General features: G+C 68.1%; 17 protein-coding genes. 7 read left to right on the top strand and 10 right to left on the bottom strand.

Annotated features, from left to right (window positions below; genetic code table 11):
- Nucleotides 1–183 precede the first annotated feature (183 nt).
- Nucleotides 184–948, bottom strand: coding sequence for a DUF4397 domain-containing protein (locus KEC55_RS21895; RefSeq protein ID WP_282510712.1), 765 nt, complete (start codon nucleotides 946–948; stop codon nucleotides 184–186).
- Nucleotides 949–1,450: 502 nt separating this feature from the next.
- Here KEC55_RS21895 and KEC55_RS21890 point away from each other — a divergent pair.
- Entirely contained in the window at nucleotides 1,451–1,783 is a 333-nt protein-coding gene (locus KEC55_RS21890; RefSeq protein ID WP_282510710.1) for a hypothetical protein, read from the top strand.
- A gap of 120 nt (nucleotides 1,784–1,903) precedes the next feature.
- Here the strand turns inward: KEC55_RS21890 and mmsB are convergent, their stop codons facing one another.
- From mmsB to KEC55_RS21875, 3 genes are all read right to left on the bottom strand, one after another.
- Nucleotides 1,904–2,794: a 3-hydroxyisobutyrate dehydrogenase gene (gene mmsB, locus KEC55_RS21885; RefSeq protein ID WP_282510708.1), complete on the bottom strand. Its 891-nt coding sequence runs from the start codon at nucleotides 2,792–2,794 to the stop codon at nucleotides 1,904–1,906.
- A gap of 211 nt (nucleotides 2,795–3,005) precedes the next feature.
- Nucleotides 3,006–4,532 (bottom strand): CoA-acylating methylmalonate-semialdehyde dehydrogenase, encoded by a 1,527-nt coding sequence (locus tag KEC55_RS21880; protein ID WP_282510705.1) that lies wholly within the window; start codon nucleotides 4,530–4,532, stop codon nucleotides 3,006–3,008.
- Between the two features lie 115 nt (nucleotides 4,533–4,647).
- On the bottom strand, nucleotides 4,648–5,967 hold the full coding sequence (locus KEC55_RS21875; protein WP_282510702.1) for an MFS transporter: 1,320 nt from the start codon (nucleotides 5,965–5,967) through the stop codon (nucleotides 4,648–4,650).
- A 157-nt stretch (nucleotides 5,968–6,124) separates the two neighbouring features.
- On the opposite strand from KEC55_RS21875, the gene KEC55_RS21870 reads away from it, so the two are divergent.
- From KEC55_RS21870 to KEC55_RS21860, 3 genes are all read left to right on the top strand, one after another.
- On the top strand, nucleotides 6,125–7,084 hold the full coding sequence (locus KEC55_RS21870; protein WP_282510700.1) for a LysR family transcriptional regulator: 960 nt from the start codon (nucleotides 6,125–6,127) through the stop codon (nucleotides 7,082–7,084).
- A gap of 96 nt (nucleotides 7,085–7,180) precedes the next feature.
- On the top strand, nucleotides 7,181–7,972 hold the full coding sequence (locus tag KEC55_RS21865; RefSeq protein WP_282510697.1) for a uracil permease: 792 nt from the start codon (nucleotides 7,181–7,183) through the stop codon (nucleotides 7,970–7,972).
- A 59-nt stretch (nucleotides 7,973–8,031) separates the two neighbouring features.
- On the top strand, nucleotides 8,032–8,529 hold the full coding sequence (locus KEC55_RS21860) for an SRPBCC family protein (protein WP_282510695.1): 498 nt from the start codon (nucleotides 8,032–8,034) through the stop codon (nucleotides 8,527–8,529).
- Between the two features lie 35 nt (nucleotides 8,530–8,564).
- On the opposite strand, the gene KEC55_RS21855 is transcribed toward KEC55_RS21860, so the two are convergent.
- The 3 genes from KEC55_RS21855 to KEC55_RS21845 all read right to left on the bottom strand — a co-directional run bounded on the left by KEC55_RS21855 (nucleotide 8,565) and on the right by KEC55_RS21845 (nucleotide 11,205).
- Nucleotides 8,565–9,488: a hypothetical protein gene (locus KEC55_RS21855; RefSeq protein WP_282510693.1), complete on the bottom strand. Its 924-nt coding sequence runs from the start codon at nucleotides 9,486–9,488 to the stop codon at nucleotides 8,565–8,567.
- Nucleotides 9,489–9,626: 138 nt separating this feature from the next.
- Entirely contained in the window at nucleotides 9,627–10,349 is a 723-nt protein-coding gene (locus KEC55_RS21850) for a haloacid dehalogenase type II (RefSeq protein WP_282510685.1), read from the bottom strand.
- A 217-nt stretch (nucleotides 10,350–10,566) separates the two neighbouring features.
- Nucleotides 10,567–11,205: a hydrolase gene (locus tag KEC55_RS21845; protein WP_282510683.1), complete on the bottom strand. Its 639-nt coding sequence runs from the start codon at nucleotides 11,203–11,205 to the stop codon at nucleotides 10,567–10,569.
- A gap of 198 nt (nucleotides 11,206–11,403) precedes the next feature.
- On the opposite strand from KEC55_RS21845, the gene KEC55_RS21840 reads away from it, so the two are divergent.
- A complete protein-coding gene (locus KEC55_RS21840; RefSeq protein ID WP_282510681.1) occupies nucleotides 11,404–12,297 on the top strand; it encodes a LysR substrate-binding domain-containing protein in 894 nt (297 codons plus the stop codon).
- A gap of 54 nt (nucleotides 12,298–12,351) precedes the next feature.
- On the opposite strand, the gene KEC55_RS21835 is transcribed toward KEC55_RS21840, so the two are convergent.
- A complete protein-coding gene (locus tag KEC55_RS21835) occupies nucleotides 12,352–14,199 on the bottom strand; it encodes a sulfatase-like hydrolase/transferase (protein ID WP_282510679.1) in 1,848 nt (615 codons plus the stop codon).
- Between the two features lie 134 nt (nucleotides 14,200–14,333).
- Here KEC55_RS21835 and KEC55_RS21830 point away from each other — a divergent pair, with 134 nt between their 5' ends.
- Both KEC55_RS21830 and KEC55_RS21825 read left to right on the top strand, forming a co-directional pair.
- Complete coding sequence (locus KEC55_RS21830) at nucleotides 14,334–15,314, top strand: LysR substrate-binding domain-containing protein (protein WP_282510677.1); 981 nt, start codon at nucleotides 14,334–14,336, stop codon at nucleotides 15,312–15,314.
- A 296-nt stretch (nucleotides 15,315–15,610) separates the two neighbouring features.
- Nucleotides 15,611–17,860 carry a putative bifunctional diguanylate cyclase/phosphodiesterase gene (locus KEC55_RS21825; RefSeq protein WP_282510675.1) on the top strand — a complete coding sequence of 750 codons (2,250 nt, stop codon included), beginning with the start codon at nucleotides 15,611–15,613 and terminating at the stop codon, nucleotides 17,858–17,860.
- A 13-nt stretch (nucleotides 17,861–17,873) separates the two neighbouring features.
- Here the strand turns inward: KEC55_RS21825 and KEC55_RS21820 are convergent, their stop codons facing one another.
- Together KEC55_RS21820 and KEC55_RS21815 are read right to left on the bottom strand one after the other, a co-directional pair.
- A complete protein-coding gene (locus KEC55_RS21820) occupies nucleotides 17,874–18,938 on the bottom strand; it encodes a diguanylate cyclase (RefSeq protein WP_282510674.1) in 1,065 nt (354 codons plus the stop codon).
- 55 nt (nucleotides 18,939–18,993) lie between these two features.
- Entirely contained in the window at nucleotides 18,994–19,998 is a 1,005-nt protein-coding gene (locus tag KEC55_RS21815) for a chemotaxis response regulator protein-glutamate methylesterase (protein ID WP_282510671.1), read from the bottom strand.
- Nucleotides 19,999–20,318: the final 320 nt, after the last annotated feature.

The raw sequence follows: 20,318 nt of genomic DNA, 5'->3' as shown, positions 1-20,318 counted from the left end.
CCAGCTGCGTGCGGGTGTGTCGTCCGTTTTTTCGCGTGCCGTGCCGTGCCGTGCCGTGCCGTGCCGGTCAGGCATGCGCGCGGCCGTGCGCATGAAAGATTTGCAAGGACCGTTGTAGCGATTCACGGACCGGCGGCGATGGCCCGGCGAGGTCGCGGCGGCCGCCGCGACCGTTGGCGGTCCTTACTGCGGGCCGAGTTCCTGCGCGGACGTATCGGCGTCGTTGCCTTGCGCGACGAGCACGTGAATGTCGTTCGGCGTCACGTCGCCGACCCCGCCCGACGGAATCGTCAGCAGCAGCCAGTCGGCGTTGTTGTTGATGGTGACCGGCGCGGTCTTGAGGATCGGCGACTTGCTGCCGGCCGTCGTGACGATCACCTGGTAGCTGCCGCCGTTCAGGTAGGTCGAATCCTGCGTCGTGGCCGGCACCGCGTTCTGGTAGGCCGCGCCCGCCATCGTCGGGCTTTGCGTCGTGATGTCGGTGCCCGGCGGGACGACGTACACGTCGACGTTCTGCGCGTTCGGCGACGCGTTGAAGCTGCGCACGCGCGCCTTGTCCGACAGCAGGCCCTTGTCGTAAGGATCGTCGATCACGGAGATCAGCGAAGTCGTGCTCGGCAGGGCGATCGTCGTGTAGTGGTGGCCGTTCACCGCACCGAACGATTGCGCGGCGACGGTCGTCGTCGTGCCCGACACGTCGTAGCTCGCGTTCTGCGTGCCGGAGTCGACGTCGTGATAGCGCGTCACGCCCTTGTAGGCGACGCCCGCCTGGTCGATCTTCGCATTCAGGTAGTAGTCGAGGTTCGGCCCGGCCGGGACTGCGTTGATGAAGCGCGCCTGCGGCTTCGAGATGCCGAGTTCGGTGCCGACGTCGTTGCCGTCGCCGCCACACGCCGCGAGCACGGAAACGACCGAGCACAGGGCCACCAGCGTTCGTATTGATTTCATGTTGTCCTCTCGTTCAGGGAACCTGCTGACGATGCGGGACCGCCGCGCGATGGGTTGCGCGGTGCGCAGCGCCGGTTGAGGGAAGGATGCCGACCGCCGGGGAGGCGGGTGAGGGGGCGGTGCAAGCGATATGCCTGTGCGGCGATATGGCGCAGCGCGGTTGCGTGTGGCGCGCCGAGGGGCGCGCGAGATGGTCGCGCGGGTTGAAAAAAGTCGGCGGCGTGGCGACCGGCCCGGCGAAAGCGTTGGCGGGGATCAGGCAGGACGTCGCGCATCGACCGCCGGACGGCCATGAGCGGCTGAAACGATGGGCCGGCAGGGCAAAACTACCCGACACGTGAAAACGGTTGCCGGCGACGGCTGTAAATCTTGCCTGAACCGGCCATCGTTTAACCATTCGAAACAATGTGTTCACTGAAAGGGGCATGATCTCCGGCGATCGAGCAGGCATACTGTGGCCTATGTTGCTCAATGCGCGTCGAACGGCGTGCGCTTGCCCCCCATGTTCATTCCAGTCTCTTACCGATCCCTGCGATGGTTGACCGTCGCGGCTGCTGCATGCTTGCTCGCCGCGTGTTCGACCGCTTCCGACGTGACCGCGACGTCGAACCCGAACGTATATACCGTGACGACGCGCACGGTCGGCATGTCGACGACGTGGGCCGACGCTCATACGAAGGCCATCGACGAAGCTACCAACTACTGCACGCAGCGCGGCATGCGCGCGAGCATGAAGACGGAATCGCTGACCGGCGGCAGCCGTGTCGACGCGCGCGCCGAACTCGCGTTCGAGTGCCATCCGACCTTCGAGACGGCATCGAACCCGCGCGGTTGAACGACCGGCGGCGTTGACGCGCCGTCGCCATCCGCGTTTTCCTTCCCCCGATGCAAACCGACCCGCGCTGCCGTTCAGGCACATCGCGGGTCGGCGCACGTCCGGCGTCGGCGGTTCGGGTCAGGCCGGCTGCGCCTCGTACAGCTTCACGCATGCGGAGAAGTCGAGCGTGCCGAGCCCCTGCTGGCTCATCGACTGATAGAGCTGCTGCGCGAGTGCGCCCATCCACACTGGCTGGTGCGCGCTGCGTGCCGCTTCGGTCGCGAGCCCGAGATCCTTCAGCATCAGGTTCGCCGCGAAGCCGCCCGCATAGCCGCGCGCGGCTGGCGCCGTGTCGCTCACGCCCGGATACGGGTTGTACGTGTCCGAGCTCCAGCAGCGGCCGGTCGAGGTGTTGATGATGCCGGCCAGCACGGCCGGATCGATGCCGAGCGCCGCGCCGAGCGCCATCGCTTCCGACACGCCCATCATCGAGATTCCGAGCAGCAGGTTGTTGCAGATCTTTGCGATTTGCCCGGTGCCCGTGCCGCCGCAATGCACGACGTTTTTTCCCATGTCGAGCAGCACGGGGCGGATGTGCTCGAACAGCGCGGCGTCCGCGCCGACCATGAAGGTCAGCGTGCCGGCTTGCGCGCCGCCGGTGCCGCCCGACACGGGCGCGTCGGCGAGCGGGAAGCCGCGTTGTGCTGCCGCGTCGGCCACCGCGCGCACGGTGCCGGGATCAATCGTGCTGCAGTCGACCAGTGTCGCGCCGGCCAGCACGCCGGCCAGCACGCCGTCGTCGCCGAGGTAGACGGCGCGCACGTGCTGAGCGGCCGGCAGCATCGTGATCACGACCGCGCCGCGTGCGGCGGCTTCGCGCGGCGAGCTGGCCGCTGTCGCGCCTGCGCGCACCGCGGCGTCGACTGCATGCGTGTCGAGGTCGAACACCGTCAGTGCGTGGCCGGCTTTGAGCAGGTTGGCGGCCATGGGGCCGCCCATGTTGCCGAGTCCGATGAATGCAATTTCCATGTGTAGTCTCGTGTGTCGACCGGACTTGGCGCTTTAGCGCTTAGTCCGGTCCCATGCAAGGCGGTCGACCGGACTTGGCGCTTTAGCGCTTAGTCCGGTCCCATGCAAGGCGGTCGACCGGACTTGGCGCTTTAGCGCTTGGTCCGGTCCCATGCAAGGCGGTCGACCGGACTTGGCGCTTTAGCGCCGAGCCCGGCCCCGTGCTTCGCACTCAGCGCAGCGCGATCGTCGTGTTCACGCCACCGGCCGTCGCGTCGTCGTCGAACCAGCGTGCGGTAACCGTTTTCGTCTGCGTGTAGAACTGCACGACCTGCTTGCCGTACGGGCCGAGATCGCCGAGCTTCGAGCCGCGCGAGCCCGTGAAGCTGAAGTAGGGCACCGGCACCGGAATCGGGATGTTGATGCCGACCTGGCCGATGTCGATTTCGCTCTGGAACTTGCGCGCGGCCGCGCCACTCTGCGTGAACAGGCCCACGCCGTTGCCCATCGGGTTACGGTTGACGAGCGCGATCGCGTCGTCGAGCGTGTCGGCTTCGAGTACGACCACCACCGGCCCGAAGATTTCTTCCGTATAGATCGACATGTCGGTCGTCACGCCCGAGAAGATCGTCGGGCCGACGAAGTTGCCATGCTCGTAGCCGGGCACCTTCACGCCGCGGCCGTCGAGTTCGAGCTTCGCGCCGGCCTTCACGCCTTCGTCGATCAGCGCGGTGATGCGCGCATGTGCGGCCTTCGACACGACCGGGCCGACATCGGTGCCCGGCTCGTGGCCCGCGTTGATCTTCAGCGCCTTCGCCTTCTCGACGAGCTCGGGCAGCCAGTCGCGCGCCTTGCCGACCAGCACGACGACCGAGGTCGCCATGCAGCGCTGGCCGGCCGCGCCGAAGCCCGCGCCGACGAGCGCGTTGATCGACTGCTCGCGGTGCGCATCGGGCAGGACGACCGCGTGGTTCTTCGCGCCCATCATCGACTGCACGCGCTTGCCGTGCTGGCTGCCGAGGTTGTACACGTGCGTGCCGACGCGCGTCGAGCCGACGAAGGAGATCGCCTTGATGTCCGGATGCGTGCACAGGCGGTCGACCACCGTCTTGCCGCCATGCACGACGTTCAGCACGCCTTGCGGCACGCCGGCCTCGATCGCGAGCTCGACCAGTTGCATCGTCGACAGCGGATCCTGCTCCGACGGCTTCAGCACGAACGTGTTGCCGCAGACGATCGCCATCGGGAACATCCACAGCGGAATCATGCCGGGGAAGTTGAACGGCGTGATGCCCGCGCATACGCCGATCGGCTGGCGCAGCGTGTAGGTATCGACGCCGCCCGCGACGTTCTCCGCGAATTCGCCTTGCTGCAGCGAGCCGATCGAGCATGCGTGCTCGACCACTTCGAGACCGCGGAAGATGTCGCCCTGCGCGTCGGGCAACGTCTTGCCTTGTTCTGCCGTCAGCGTGTGCGCGATCCGTTCGAGATTGCGGCGCACGAGATCCTGGAACTTCAGCATGATGCGCAGCCGTGCGCCGATCGGCGTCGTCTTCCAGGTCTGGAACGCGCGCTGCGCGGACGCGATCGCGGCGTCGACCTCGTCGAGCGTCGCATACGGCACGCGGCCGATCGTTTCCTGCGTCGCGGGGTTGACGATGTCGCCCCATTCGGCGCTTTGCGATTCGACGAACGCGCCGTCGATCAGCAGCTTGGCAGTGGGCAGGGCGAGGGTGGTCTGGGGAACTGCGGCGTTCATGGAACTCTCCGGAAAACGATGTGACGACAAAAAAGGGGCCCCGTATCCGCCGCCGCGCATGCGTGCACGGCGAGCAGCAGGACGAACTGAAATCGATCGGATGCCGGCGGCGTGCTCACACGCGCGCCGGCCGCATCAGTGCGGTACACACGAGCGCGAACATGCCGAAGCCGACGAGGTACGCGATCACGTAGTGCGGCTGGCCGCCGCCGGCCTTGAGCAGCGACGTCGCGATCATCGGCGCGAAGCCGCCGCCGATCACGCCGGCGAGTTGCACCGACAGCGAGATGCCGCTGTAGCGGATTTCCGCCGGGAACTGCTGCGCGAACAGCAGCGACTCCGGCGCATAGAGGATCGGGAACACGACGCCGAGGCCGAGCACGATCGCCCACCACGCGTACGACGTCTGCTGTGTGCCGAGCATCATGAAGAACGGCGCGGCGAACGCGCACATCAGCACGAGGCCGATCGCGAACATCCGGCGCTGGCCGATCTTGTCGCTCAGGTGGCCGCACAGCGGCATCGTGACGAGCGACAGCGCGGCGCCGGCCGTGATCGCGTGCAGCATCTCGGCTTTCGGCAGATGCAGTTGCTGCGTCGCATAGGCGAGCGCGAACGTGACGACCATGTAGAACCACGTGTTCTCGGCGGCGCGTGCGCCGACGATCGTCAGCACTTCACGCGGATGGCGGCGCAGCGCGGCCGTCACCGGCGATTTCTCGGCCTTGCCCTGGCGCTGCATCTTCTCGAAGTCGGGCGATTCGGGCACCTTCGCGCGGATGAACCAGCCGAGGCCGACGAGTGCGATGCTCGCGAGGAACGGCACGCGCCAGCCCCACGACAGCATGTCGGCTTCCGGCAGCGCGGCGACCGTGGCCATCGCGACCGACGACAGGATCAGGCCGAGCCCGACGCCCGTCTGCGGCAGGCTGCCGAACAGCCCCTTGCGGCCCTTCGGCGCGTGTTCGACGGCCATCAGCACCGCGCCGCCCCATTCGCCGCCGACGGCCATCCCCTGCAGGAAACGCATCGCGATCAGCAGCGCGGCGGCCCAGTAGCCGATGCTGTCGTACGACGGGATCAGTCCGATGATCATGCTCGGCACGCCCATCAGCAGCAGCGTGATCATCAGCATCGACTTGCGGCCGATCCGGTCGCCGAAGTGGCCGAACACGATGCCGCCCATCGGCCGCCCGATGAAGCCGACCGCGAACGTGCCGAACGCGGCGAGCGTGCCGACGACGGGGTCCAGCGACGGGAAGAAGATGCGGTTGAACACGAGCGCGGCGGCCGTGCCGTAGAGGAAGAAGTCGTACCACTCGATCGTGGTGCCGGCCATGCTGGCCCAGCCGGCCAGCAGGTGGTGCTTCGCGGTGCGCTCGGGCGCCGGCGCCGCGACTGTCGCATGCTCATCGAGGGTGGATCGCGTCTGCATGGTGTCTCCGTGGTGGTGCCGCGGCTCGTGGTCCGCAGGTCACGGTCGAGTATAGTTATGCGCAGATTCATCATGTACCGATAAAGAAACCGGTTGGATGTGCATTTATGCATATCGACGGCCGGCCCGGAGACCCCAGCCCCTATTTCCCTCGCCGATGCGATACGCCACCGAGCCGGTTTCCGGCAACCTGAACTGGGACGACCTGCGCTTTTTCCTCGAAGTCGCGCGCACGCAGCGCGCGAGCGGCGCCGCGAAGCGGCTGGGCGTCGACTACACGACCGTCGCGCGGCGCATCCGTGCGCTCGAGGCCGCGATGGGCACGCTGCTGTTCGACAAGTCGCGCTCCGGCGGCTTCACGCTGACGGCCGAGGGGCAGCGGCTCGTGGCCTATGCGGACGCGATGGAGACGACCGTGCAGTCGGCATGCGACCAGGTCGCGAACACGGGCGCGGCGCTGTCGGGCCATGTGCGGATCGGGTCGACGGAAGGGTTCGGCTGCTTTTTCCTCGCGCCGCAGCTCGCGCAGTTTCGCGCCGAGCACCCGCACGTGACGGTCGACCTGCTGCCGGTGCCGCATTTCGTCAACCTGCCGAAGCGCGAAGCCGACCTCGCGATCACGCTCGAGCGGCCCGAGCGCGGGCCTTACGTGGTCACGAAGCTGTGCGATTACCAGTTGCGGCTCTACGCGACGCGCGACTATCTCGCGCGCCACGCGCCGATCACATGCACGGACGATCTCGCGCAGCACACGTTCATCAGCTACGTCGACGATCTCGCGTTCAGCAACGAGCTGCTGTACCTGGACCGGGCGGTGCCGGGCGCGACGGCCGGGTTGCGCACGACGAGCGTGATCGCGCAGTATTTCGCGGCGCTGCAGGGCGGCGGGCTCGCGATCCTGCCGTGCTTCATGGCGGCGACGCAGCCGGCGCTGGTGCCCGTGCTGCCGAACGATGTCGTCGTCACGCGGTGTTTCTGGCTGACGTGCCGTGAGGATCTGCGCAAGCTGCGGCGCGTGACCGCGCTGTGGGATTACCTGCGCGCGGCGGCGGATGCGAATCGCGCGCTGCTGTCGGGCGAATCGGGGACGCTGCGGTTCGTCGGCGAGCCGGAATAGCGGGCGAGCGTGGCGGCCGAAGTGGCGACGATGTCGTCGATCTGAATTTGAAACAACGGCCAGCGAAGATCCGGCCGGTTATCGGGGGAAACGCAGATGGCTTTGACGCATGCGGGCAAGGTTTTCGTGGTCTGTGTGGCCGTATTCGGCGTGGCCGCGTACTGGCTCGCATCGCGCATGGTGCGCCGTCAGACCGGCGGCAAGGGCCGCACCGGCGGTGCAGTCGCATTCTGGTGGCTCGTGTGCTTTTGCCTCGTATCGCTGTTTTTCCCGTTCGCGTACTGGATCGGCGACGAATTCTACGAGCTGGCGGTGTCGCCGAAATACGAGGCGACCGTCGTGTCCTACCAGTCCGAATGGGACACCTGCGAACGGAGCGACAGCAGCGGGCGCACCGAGCGCTACCAGTGCATCAAGTACACGTCGATCCTGGAAGTCGTGATGCCGGATGGCGAGCGAGTCGTGCTGCCGGGCAACATTCGATCCGGCGGCGTGCCGGAGATCGGCGAGAAGATCGATGTCGTGTTGCCGGCCGGGGCCGCTCAGCTGCATGAACGCAGTGTGCGCAGCGTCGGCCTGCTGGCCGGTGGCGCGCTGATGGTCGCGATCATCGGGTATTTCGTCTACCTGATCGCCGCGTACGGCGCGGGGAAGAACATCGACGGCGCGGCCCGCTTCGGCGTGGCCGCGGCGATGAACGGGCTCGTGCCGCTCGGCGCGCTGCTGATGGAAATCGGGTTCCTGAGCGTGCCTTACCGCTACTGGGCGCGGGGGAATCCGGAACAGTGGCCGGTGTGGGTGCTGGCGCTCTGCCTGCTGTTCGCGCTGGCGCTGCTGCCGTTGCTGCTGATCTATGCGCGGACCGCATGGCGCGCGGTGGTGAAGTAACGGAGACGGTGCGGTGGTTGTGCCATCATGTGCGGACCGGCACCCGCCAGGAGACGGTCGTGGAAATTCATTCGCAGTGGACGTTCGATTGCCGGCCCGAGCATGTCTGGCCGCATTTCCTCCATGCCCGGATGGACGACACGCGGCCGCTGCTGTTCCGCCTCGGCGTGCCGAAGCCGGTCAGTTGCCGCGTGCTCGAAGGCGTGCCGGCCGTCGGCAACACGCGGCAGTGCACGACCGATCGCGGCACGATCGACCAGCGGATTCTCTTGCTCGACGAGAATCGCCGGCTGCGTTACCGGATGGTGGCGTCGACGGTGTGGTGTCGCGACTGGGTCGGCCAGCTGGAGGACGAATTCACGCTGACGCCGCTCGAAGGCGGCAGGACGCGCGTCGAACGGCGCACCGTGTTCAGCGCGCGCGGTTTCTTCAAGCCCGTGCGGCAGATCGGCTTGTGGATCGCGCTGCTGCAGGCGCACCGGTACGCGGCGCGTAACTGGCGGCGCCTCGCGATGGCGGCGCAGGGGCAGGCGGGTGCGTTGGCGTCGGCGCGCTAGGGCCAGCGCAAGCCCGTTGTCAGCGTGAACAGCCCCTAGGCCTTGGGCGCGGGCGCGTAATAGATTTGCCCGATATCCGTGTCGCGCACCTGGCCGTTGCGTTCGGCCTCGGTGCGCGTATCCAGGAAATCGACTGTGCACAGATCCGGACGGCCCAGTGCCTTCAGGATGCTCGACGTGCGCCACGCCGGCAGCCAGTCGGCCCACGACAACCGCACGCCGACGAGCAGCGCGAGCATGACGCCGATCGCGGCCGGCCCGCCCAGCAGCATGGCCAGGTCGACATCCAGGTCGGAAAAGCCGTCGTCGCCGGTCCAGAGCACCAGGACCATGATCGGGATGACAAAGCAGTTCATGCCGATGAACATCCATTTCCACGCCAGCCAGAGGTTGTGCGTCAGGCCGGCCAGCCCCGTGTCGCTACACGTGTGATCCATGACCGTGCGGCGCCGGTCCGGCGACGACAGCGCGAACAGGCGGCCTCGGCGATCGACCGCGGCAACCACGTCGTCGTCGACATCGAAGCACTGCCCGCCGAGGAACCCGCGGTACGACTCGCCGCCGATTTCGATTTCCACCGGTAACTTCGCGAACAGAATCTTGCCGTTCTTCCCCACGGTCACGTACGCGTTTGCCGACGTGAACGTCCTGGTTTCGCGCAGGTTCGCGTACGACCACGTCGCCGGATGCTCGACCTTGTCGGCCGCGGCGTTTAACTCGGCCAGGACGAGATCCTCGTCCGCTTGCTGAAACACAAGGGCATTGGCTGCGGCCCCGTTGCCGGTGAGTGCCGCGAGGATCGGCACCAGGGTGTGCGTGAACCAGTAGCCGAGCGATTTCTTGCGGGCCTCGGGGTCGACGGGCGGCACCTGACGGCTTCCGGCGCTGCCTTGGTCGGGGCGCTCGAGAAAGCGCATCGCGGTCAGTTTGCCTTCTATCAGGCGCAGGGGTGACGACATGAGGGTAGGTGGCCGCAACAGGACAGGGTTTGCGGAGTCTACCAGTCGCCTGTCGGTGCGCTTGATGCGCTCGACGTGCGATTCCACCGGCCCTTCATCGCGGCCGGAGTGCCTCGCTCGCGCGCCGAAACCCGGACTTCAACCCGGGCAGCCCAGCCGGTCCGCGAGTTCGTTCAGGTCCCTGACATCGAAGTCCCATTGATCGTCGGCCTGCAGGTCGGTCGTCTGGCCGGGCCCGTGTTCGGTCGGCCTCAGCACGAACGCGGTCGACAGCCCTTGCCGGCGCGCGGCCGCGAGATCGCCGTTGTGCGCCGCGACCAGGCACAGCTCGGCCGGCGCGAGGCCGAGAATCTCGACGGTATCGCTGTACACCTGCGGGGACGGCTTGTACGCGCGGACGACTTCCGCGCCGAGAATCGCGTCCCACGGCAGCCCCGCGCGTTTCGCGACGTCGACCATCAGCCGGATGTTGCCGTTCGACAGCGGCGCGATGATGAAGCGCCGCTTCAGCCGGTGCAGCGCGGCGACCGCGTCGGGCCACGGGTCGAGGCTGTGCCATGCGAGGTTGAGCGTGTCGATGTCCGCGTCGGGCACGTCGTCGATGCCGAAACGGTCGAGCGTGCGGACGAGGTTTTCGCGATGCAGCACGTCGAGCCGCACGTAGCGGCGGCGTCCGCTGCGGATTTCTTCCATCGACGGCGTGTATTCGGCGCGCCACGCATCGGCGAATTCGAACGGGTCGATCGCAGGTGCGTGGCGGTCCAGGAACGCGGCGGCGCCGCGTGCGACACAGCTTCTCCAGTCGACGATCGTTCCGAAGACATCGAAAACGAGCGCCTTGATTTCGGCAGGGTTCGTCATGGTGATCCAGTGAAGGTCGTTCGATGAGGGCACACATCGCCGTGCCGCCGGATTGCGCGACGCCGGTTCGATCGACATTGAATCACGGATACGAAAACGCGGCCTGGCCGGCCGCGACGTCGCCCCGGTCATGCCGGAACGAGGGAGAGGGAGGGAGAAAGCGCGACGGCGCGCGCCGACGGCCGGAAAACACCGGCCGCCGCGCGCGCCGCGCCGGTCAGCTCTTGTCGTACGAGAACTGGATGCCGGCCGTGCCGCCGGTTTCGATGAACAGGTCGATGAATGCCGGCACGGTGGCGCTGCGCGCCCAGTCGCGCTGCAATTCGCAGAACAGCTGCGCGACGCTGATCATCTGGCCGCCGGCCTGCTCGATGCGGCGCAGCGCGGCTTCGTGCGCGGCGACCGACGTGCCGCCGACCGCGTCGACGACCACGTACACCTCGTAACCGGCCTTCAGCGCGTCGAGCGCCGGGAACGTCAGGCACGCTTCGGTCCACAGCGCGGTCATGATCAGTTTCTTGCGGCCGGTCGCCTCGACGGCCTTGCGGAACTCGACGTCTTCCCACGAGTTGATGCTCGTGCGGTCGTAAGTCGGAAAGCCTTCGAGCGCCTTGCGCAGTTGCGGGATCGGCGGCTTGTTCAGGCCCGTCTTCACGTTCACGGTCGAGTGGACGATCGGCAGGCCGTACGCGACGGCGGCTTTCGACGCGCCGACGATGTTGTTGATCAGCAGTTGGCGATCCATCGACGCGATGGAGTTCACCTGGACCGGCTGGTAATCGATGACGATGAACGCCGCGTTCTGCGGGGTGAGCAGGTGGTCGTTCGCGGGGTCGCGAACCGGTTCGCTTGCCATGGTTGCCTCCAGTGACGGTGCGGGAAGTGACGGGGAAATACAAGCTTAGTGAATCGCCGGGTCGGCCGACGGATCCGGCCAAGAAAATTTCCGGTCGCCGTGACACGCTCGATCCACGTTGAATCAGGATGCTATTCGTGCAACAACCGGCGTTCCAGTCCCTTAAAATGCCGTCAGTGTTCTATGGGTGGAACGATCATGGATGATCTGAACGACCTCTACTATTTCGTGAAGGTGGTCGAGCACGGCGGGTTCACGCAGGCGGGGCGCGCGCTGGATGTGCCGAAATCGACGCTGAGCCGGCGCATCGCGGCGCTGGAAGCGCAGTACGACGTGCGGCTGCTGCAGCGCACGACGCGTCATTTCACGGTCACGGAAACCGGGCGCGAATTCTACGAGCGCTGCCTCGCCGTGCTGGTCGAGGCCGACGCCGCACGCGAGGTGATCGAGCGGCGCCACGCGGAACCGCGCGGCGTCGTACGCGTGAGTTGCCCGACCGCGCTGCTCGAATACCGCGTGAGCGAACTGGTCGCGCGCTTCATGGCGATTCATCCTCAGGTGCAGGTGCATCTCGAGGCGACGAACCGCCGCGTCGACCTGCTGAGCGAAGGATTCGACCTCGCGCTGCGCGTGCGCTTCCCGCCGCTGGAGGACAGCGATCTCGTGATGCGCGTGCTTGCCGACAGCCCGCAGCGGCTGGTCGCGGCGCCGCAATGGCTGGACGGGCGGGGTGCGCTGTCCGACCCGGCCGAGCTGACCGGTGCGCCGAGTCTCGACTGGGGGCCGGCGCGGCATCATGTCTGGCAACTGGTGGGGCCGAACGGCGAGCACGCGCAGTTGCGCCATCATCCGCGCTTCGTGACCGACGACATGCACGCGCTGCGCGACGCGGCGATTCACGGCGTCGGCATCGTGCAGCTGCCGTGCATGGTCGTCGAGGACGACCTGCGCGACGGCACGCTGGTCGACGTGCTGCCGGGCTGGGCGCCGAAGGGCGGCGTGGTGCACGCAGTGTTCCCGTCGCGGCGCGGGCTGCTGCCGCGCGTGCGGCTGCTGATCGACTTCCTGGCCGAACACATCCGGAAGGATTGACGGGCGGCGCGCCGCGATCCGCGCCGCACGCCGCGCCGGGATGCGTTCAGGCCGTCAGTGCCACTTGCGGATCTGCACCTGCACCTTGCCGTCGCGAATCGGCATGACGTCGGGGCTGTCGTCGCCGACTTCGCTGGCGATCAGGTCGTTCAGGCGGCCGTTCATCGCGAGCAGCAGTTCGCCGTTGCGCTTGCGGTCGGTCGCGAGATTGCGCATCTCGCCCGGGTCGCTCGCGAGGTCGAACAACTCGACGTCGTTGCGCGCGAACAGGTTCTCGAGCGTCGTCGGCCGGTTGAATTCGAGCGGCGAGAAATAGCGCGTGAACCGGTAGCGGCCGTCGAACACGCTGCGGATCGTGCCGCGCAGCCGGAAATCCGGCTGCTGCGCGAGCGCACGGCGCAGCAGCTCGTCCTCGGGTACGCCTTTCTGCCGCATCGTGCCCAGTTCCTTCAGCATCCATTCGCTGTCGTAGTACAGCAGCATCGCGTAGTTGAACAGCGTGGCGTCGCGCGCCGCATGCCGTTTCGCGTCGGCGGGCTGCGCGAGCCAGCGCGTGAGGTCGTGCCCCTTCAGCGCGCTGCCGCGGATCGTCGCGAGGCGCGCGTCGTCGAGGCCGGTGAGCCCGAGCAGCGTCGGCGCGATGTCGATGTGCGACGTCAGCGCATCGCACTGCATGCCGCCCGGATACGCGGGATGGCGGATCACGAGCGGCACGTGGTTCTGCGGCTGGTACGCGGCCGCGCCCTTGCCGACGAGCTGGTGCGCGCCGATGTGATCGCCGTGATCGGCCGTCATCACGACGATCGTGCGCTCGTCGAGCCCGAGCGACTGCAGCGACTGAAGCAGGCGCACGACGTGCGTATCGCAATCGCGGACGCAGTTGAAATAGTTGTCCTGATAGATGCGCAAGCGTTCGTCGGTGAACGGGTAGCGCCCGACGAGGTTCGCATGCGCGGCGTTGAACATCCCGTGCGCGGGTGGCCGCCCCGGTTCGTCGTACGGCTGCCGCCGCGACGCGGCGAGCGGCACGTCGCGCCATGACGTGCGGTACAGCGCGTCGTTTGGCGGCGGCGCGTTGCCGAGCATCGGGTGGTTCGCGTCCTGCACCGTCGAGCCGTTCGTGTCGGTGTTCACGAACATCGCGTCGTGCGGGTTCACGAGATTCACCGCGAGGAACCACGGCTTGCCTTCCTTCGCGAGGCGCGGCGCATGGTTGCGCATCCAGCTCACCGCGGCCTCGGACGTGATCCCGTCGTACTGGTAGCCGCCGCGCACCATCCCGATCAGGTCGCCCACGCCGAAATAGTCGTCGAAGCCGTACGCGCGGATCGTGCGGTTGTAGTCGGCCACGGGCGCGGTGTACGGGCTCGTGGTTTCGTGCATCGACGCGCTCAGGTGCCACTTGCCGAGGTAGGCGGCGTAGTAGCCGGCGTCGCGCAGCATGTGGCCGACGGTGCGCACGTCCGGCGACATGTCCTTCTGCCAGGGCACGCCCGCGTTGTCGAGCACGCCGGTGTGCTGGATGTGCTGGCCGGTATAGACCGTCGAGCGCGACGGCGAGCACACGCACGCGGCGATCTGGTGATGCATGAACGTGATGCCGTCGCGACGCAGCGCTTCGCGTCCCGGCACCGGAAACGGCCAGCGGTCGAAGTGGCGTTCCTGGTCGGTCAGGATGAACAGGATGTTGTAGCCGGCGGGCAGCGTGGCAGGCGCGGTTGCGGCGCCGTGGAACGCGGGGGCGGGATCGACGGTTGCCACGGCGGCCGGGGCCGGCGGCGGGTTCGCGGCCAGCGCATCGGCGCCGAAGCCGGCCGACGCGACCGCCGCGCCGGCCAGCTTGAGGAACTGGCGCCGGGCGGTGGGTTCGGCGGCGGCGGGGGTGTCCTGATCGTCTTTCACGTCGGCTGTCTCCTGGTCATGCCGGCTGGTGCCGGGGGTTTTCATGTCGACGACTATGCGGCAGGATCGCGTATCGATCGATGAAAGATCGGGATCGATCGATAACCTGGCGAACATGAATGACGGAGACGCCCGTGACCCTCGATTCTCGCGGCCCGGCCGCGCCGCCCCACGAACAGCGCATCGCGCAGGCGCTGCGCCGGCTGCGCGTGCGCGACATGGAAACGCTCGACACGCTCGGGCGGACGCGCAGCTTCGCGCGTACGTCCGAGGCCGCGTCGATCACGCAGCCGGCGCTGTCGAAATGGCTGCGCGAGCTGGAGGAGGCGCTCGGGCTGCCGCTGTTCGAACGCACGTCGCGGCGTGTCGCGCCGACCGCATACGGTGACGCGCTGCTCGAATGCATCGGCCGCGTGCTGACCGACATGCGCGGCGTCGCCCCCGCGTTCGACGCGCTGCGCACGGGGGCCGGCCGCCCGGTGTCGATCGGCCTGCTGCCGAACATGGCGCCGCAGTTGATTCCGGGTGCGCTCGCGTGGCTGCGGGACGCCGGCCGCCCCGTGCAGCTGAACGTGCGCGAGGACACGCTCGACCGGATGCTCGCGCAGGCGCAGCGCCGCGAACTCGACCTGCTCGTGTGCCGGCTCGATGCGTCGGCGCTGAGCGCGGGGCTCGACGTCGTGCCGCTGTACCGCGATGACATGATCGTCGTCTGCGGCCCGCGCCATCCGCTGCTCGGGCGTGCGCGGATCGGGTGGCGCGACGCGGCCGCGTTTCCGTGGATCGCGCCGCCACTCGGGTCGCCCGCGCGCACGGCGCTCGACGCCGAGTTCGCGAAGGCGGGCCTGGCGCCGCCGTCCGTGCTGATGGAATCGGTGTCATGGCAGACCAACCGCGTGGTTGCCGAACAGTCTCCGTGCCTGTTCGTCCAGTCGGCCCGCGCGTTCGGCATGGCCCGGCGGGCCGGCGAGCGCGTCGGCCGGCTGCCGCTGAAGCTGTCGACGATGCCCGACACGGTCGGCGCGCTGTTTGCGGCGCCCGCGAGCGTATCGGTCGCGGCCGCGATCGACGCGCTGACAGCCGTGACGCGTCCCCCGCCCGGCGTGGACGGTTGAGCGGGAACGGCGCAGGGTGACGTCACAATCTGACGAACCGGTTTCGGAAAGGCCGCAACTGTCTTTCGGCGAGCTGACCGCCGGCCGCGTGCGGCGGCGCAACCGCGTGTAACCCCTGATGCACGTGGACGCGCGTGGTGTCATGGATTGGTGTTAAATGTATTTCGGCGCGCCTCGGCACGGCGCGCAATACGGGGCGCACCGGGCATCGGCGTATACCCGGAGCGAAATCGGCACGAAGAATCGCAAACGAATCGGGCGCATCAGACCCGATCGGACAGACGGCAGGATTCATCTTGAATACCGAACCGCAAAGTTCTCGTTACAGCCTCGGGCTCGCGGCGGAAGTGCTCGCGTCCGAGCAAAGCGTGCTGAGGCTGATTACGCGCAACACACCGCTGCCGGAACTGTTGGTCGAGGTCTGCCGGCGCGCCGAGGCTTTGCTCGGCGACGGCGCATCGTGCACGATCCTGCTGCTCGATACGGACGGCGTGCATGTGCGCGTCGGCGCGGCGCCCTCGCTGCCCGCGCAGTACAGCGCGGCGATCGACGGTGCGCCGATCGGGCCCGCGGCCGGCTCGTGCGGCACGGCGATGTACGAGCGCCGCATGGTCGCCGTCGAGGATATCGAAACCGATCCGCTGTGGGCCGACTACCGTGCCGTCGCGCTGCCGCTCGGCCTGCGCGCGTGCTGGTCGGTGCCGTTTCTCGACGAAGCGGGCGTCGTGCTCGGCGCGTTCGCCGTCTATCACCGCACGCCGCGCCGGCCAAGCGATGAGGAAGCCGAACTGTTGCGCGATATCGGCAACAGCGTCGGCCTCGCGGTGCACCAGGACCGGATCGCCCGGCAGCTCGCACGCAGCGAGGAACATCATCGGCTCGTCGTCAACAGCCTGAACGAAGGGATCCTCGTCGTGTCGCGCGACGGCGTCGTGGTCGCGAGCAACCCGAGCGCGAACCGGATGATGCGCGTGAAGGGCGATCTCGTCGGGCGGCGGCTGTCCACGGTGATCCTGCACAAGCTGAGCGAGGATGGCACACCGATCGCACCTGACGCGTGGCCGAGCCGGCTCGCGCTCGAGACGGCCACGCCGATGCTCGACTACACGGTCGGCTTCGGCCTCGCGGACGGCGACATCATCTGGGTGCGCGGCAACGCGGTGCCGATCGTGAGGCCCGGCGAGACGCAGGCCGACTCGGTGCTCGTGTCGTTCAACGACATCGGCCCCGTGCGTGAAGCGCAGCAGCAACTGCGCTACCTGGCGACGCGCGATGCGCTGACGGGCCTCTACAACCGCCGCTGGCTCGCCGACCGCATGCGGGAACTGTTCGGCAGGCACGATGCGGCGAGCGGGCCCGCGCGTGTCGCGATCCTGTTCATCGATCTCGTCGGGTTCAAGAAGGTCAACGACACGGCCGGCCACGACGCGGGCGACGCGCTGCTGCGCAGCGTCGCGGCGCGGCTCGCGGCCTGCGCGGGCGGCCGCTACGCGCTCACGCGCGTCGGCGGCGACGAGTTCGTGATTCTCGTCGACGACTGCGCCGATCCCGACCGCCTCGCGGTGCTCGCGCGCGAGGTGATCGACGCGATCGCGAAGCCGTTCGCGATCGCGAACAACGAGTACTGGCTCGGCGTGTCGATCGGGATCAGCGTGGCGCCGCGCGACGGCGACGATGCGGTCACGCTGATGCGCAACGCCGATTCGGCGATGTACGACGCGAAGCAGCGCGGCCGCAACCATTTCACGTTCTTCACCGCGCAGCTCAACCTGCGGCTGCAGCGCCGCTTCGCGGTCGAGCAGTCGCTGCGGCGCGCGCTGACGTCGGACATGCTGCGGCTCGCCTATCAGCCCGTCGTCGATGCGCGCAGCGGCCGCACGGTCGGCGCCGAAGCGCTGCTGCGCTGGACCAGCCCCGAACTCGGGCCGATGTCGCCGGCGGAGTTCATCCCGGTCGCGGAAGATACGGGGCTGATCGTCGCGATCGGCCAGTGGGTGCTCGAGACGGCCTGCCGCCAGGCGGCCGAGTGGCGCCGCACGATCGCGCCCGACCTGATGTTGGCCGTCAACCTGTCGCCGCGGCAGTTCCACGAAGGGCTCGTCGAATCGGTCGACCGCTGCCTCGCGCAAACGCGGCTCGATCCGTCCGCGCTCGAACTCGAGATTACCGAAGGACTGCTGATGAACGACACGGACACCGTGCTGCCGATGCTCGAGGCGCTCACGGACATGAACGTGCGGATCTCGGTCGACGATTTCGGTACCGGCTATTCATCGCTCGCTTACCTCAAGCGTTTTCCGCTGCACAACCTCAAGGTCGACCGTTCGTTCGTGTCGGGCGTGCCCGATCATCACGACTCGGTCGCGATCACGCAGGCCGTCGTCGCGATGGCGCATTCGCTCGGGATGAAGGTGACGGCGGAGGGCGTCGAGACGCAGGCGCAATCGTGGTTCCTGCAGCAGATCGGCTGCGACATGCAGCAGGGTTACCTGTTCAGCCGCCCGCTGGACCCGAACGACTACGCGCGCCGGCTCGGCGCTGCGTAGGCGGCGCGCGCGTTCAGTCGCGCGGTGCGCCGAACCCGCCGGCGCCGGGCGGTGTCGGCGACGTATCGATCTCCACGCGGTTCTTGCCCTCGTGCTTCGCGCGATACAGCGCGCGGTCGGCCGCTTCGATCAGCACGGTCGTCGGCAGGCCGGGCGCGGGCACGATGCTCGCGCCGCCGATGCTGATCGTCACGGTGTTGCCGGTCGACGAATGCGCGTGCCGCAGCCGCAGCGCCTCGACCGCGAGCCGGATCTTCTCGCCGAGCAGCCGCGCGGCGCCCGGCGACGTGGCCGGCATCACGACCGCGAACTCCTCGCCGCCGAAGCGCGCGGCGAGATCGCCCGATTGCCCGAGACAGCGCTCGATGGTCGACGCGATCTGCTTGAGCACGCTGTCGCCCGACACGTGTCCGTACGTGTCGTTGTACAGCTTGAAGTTGTCGACGTCGATCATCAGCATCGACAGCTCGCTGCGCTCGCGCGTGCCACGGCGCCATTCGGCGGCCAGGTATTCGTCGAGATAGCGCCGGTTCGACAGCCCGGTCAGGCCGTCGGAGTGCGTGAGGCGCCGCAGTTCGAGATTGGCTTCGAGCAGTTGCTGCTGCGATTGCCGCAGCGCGCGATAGGCCTCGTCGCGCTGCAGCAGGTTCATGTACGAGCGCGAGTGGTAGCGGATGCGCGCGACGAGCTCGATGCGGTCGGGCAGCTTCACGAGGTAGTCGTTCGCGCCGGCCGCGAACGCGGCGCTCTTGATCACGGGTTCCTCCTGCGTCGACAGCACGATGATCGGCACGTCGCGTGTCGCGGGGTTCGCGCGGTACGACTTCACGAGGCTCAGCCCGTCGGTGCCGGGCATCACGAGGTCCTGCAGGATCACGGTCGGTCGCGTGTCGATCGCGGTGGCCATCGCGTCGTCCGAGCGCGGGCAGTAGTGGAAGTCGATGCCTTCCTCGTCGACGAGCGCGCGCCGTATGGCTTCCGCGACGATCGTCTGGTCATCGACCAGCAGCACCATGGCCGGCGCGTCGGCGCTCGGCGTGGTCGGGCTGCCCGGCGGGCGGGTCAGGTCGCTAGTCATGTTCGATGCGGTGTGTTGCGAGGGCAGGCATGGGTGTTGCGCGTGTTCATCGGGCTCAGATCCGCGCGAGCGCCGCCAGCTCGCCCGCGATGCGGCCGAGCGGCAGGATCGCGCGCGCCGCGCCGAGCGTCGCGGCCGCCTTCGGCATGCCGTACACGGCGCTGGTCGCCTCGTCCTGCGCGATCGTGTGGTAGCCCTTCATCCGCAGCGCCTTCAGGCCGATCGCGCCGTCGCGTCCCATGCCCGTGAGCAGCACGCCGATCACGCGGCCGGGCCAGTGCTCGGTCAGGCTGTTGAAGAACACGTCGACCGACGGGCGATACGGCGTGGCGGCCGGCTCGCGCGTGTATTCGAGCGTGCCGGCGCGCGTGATGCGCAGGTGATCGTCGGTCGCGGCGAGCAGCGCGACGCCCGGCTGCGGGCGGTCGCCTTCGCGCGCGACGCGCACGGCGAGCGGCGTCTGGCCGTCGAGCCATTGCGCCATGCCTTCCGCGAACGCGCGGTCGACGTGTTGCACGATCACGATCGGTGCGCTGAAATCGGCCGGCAGGCCGCCGAGGATCGACGCGAGCGCGCCGGGGCCGCCGGCCGACGCACCGATCGCGATCAGCGGGCCGCCGCCGGCGCGGGCGGCCGTGCCGGCGAGGCGTGTGCCGCCCGGTGCGTCGAGCAGCCGGCCGATCTGGTCGATCTTCGCGAGCAGCAGTTTCGTCGTGTCGCCGGCCGAGCCGTCGCCGAGCCGCGGCGTATCGACCGCGTCGAGCGCACCGGCACCCATCGCCTCGAACACGCGCCACGCATTTGCGCCGATGCAACTCGTCACGATCAGAATCGCGCACGGTCGTTCGGATCGCATGATCCGCCGCGTCGCTTCGATCCCGTCGAATTTCGGCATGATCAGGTCCATCAGCACGACGTCGGGCGGCTGCGCGGCACATAGTTCGACGGCCTGCGCGCCGTCGGTCGCGACCCACAGCACGCGGTGCTCGGGCCGTCGCGCGATCGCACGGCGCATCGCCTCGACGGCAAGCGGGAGGTCGTTGACGATGCCGATGTTCACAAGCGGAATTCTCCGGTCGGTTCGTAGTATTGGTGGTTGGCCGGGTTCATGGAACGGGCTGCCTGTTCGGCGCCGACGCGCGGCATCGGCGGCCGGACGGCACGGCATTCTTTTTGGTTGGCGACGCCCCGAATGCTGTCATGCGGCGCGGACGGCGGCAATCGAAAAATTCGCGCATTGTGCCGTTTCAGTGCGTTTCCTCTATGACGGTGCGGCGTTTCCGGGTGACAAAGGGCGGCGGGGCCGTGTGCCCGCGCATGCCGGGCCATCGGATCGCGCCGATGCAGCCCGCGCAAGCCGGCATGTTACCGTGCCGGCTT

This window comes from Burkholderia cepacia, assembly GCF_029962485.1.
Classification (GTDB): domain Bacteria; phylum Pseudomonadota; class Gammaproteobacteria; order Burkholderiales; family Burkholderiaceae; genus Burkholderia.
This window is presented reverse-complemented; position numbering and strand designations above follow the sequence as displayed.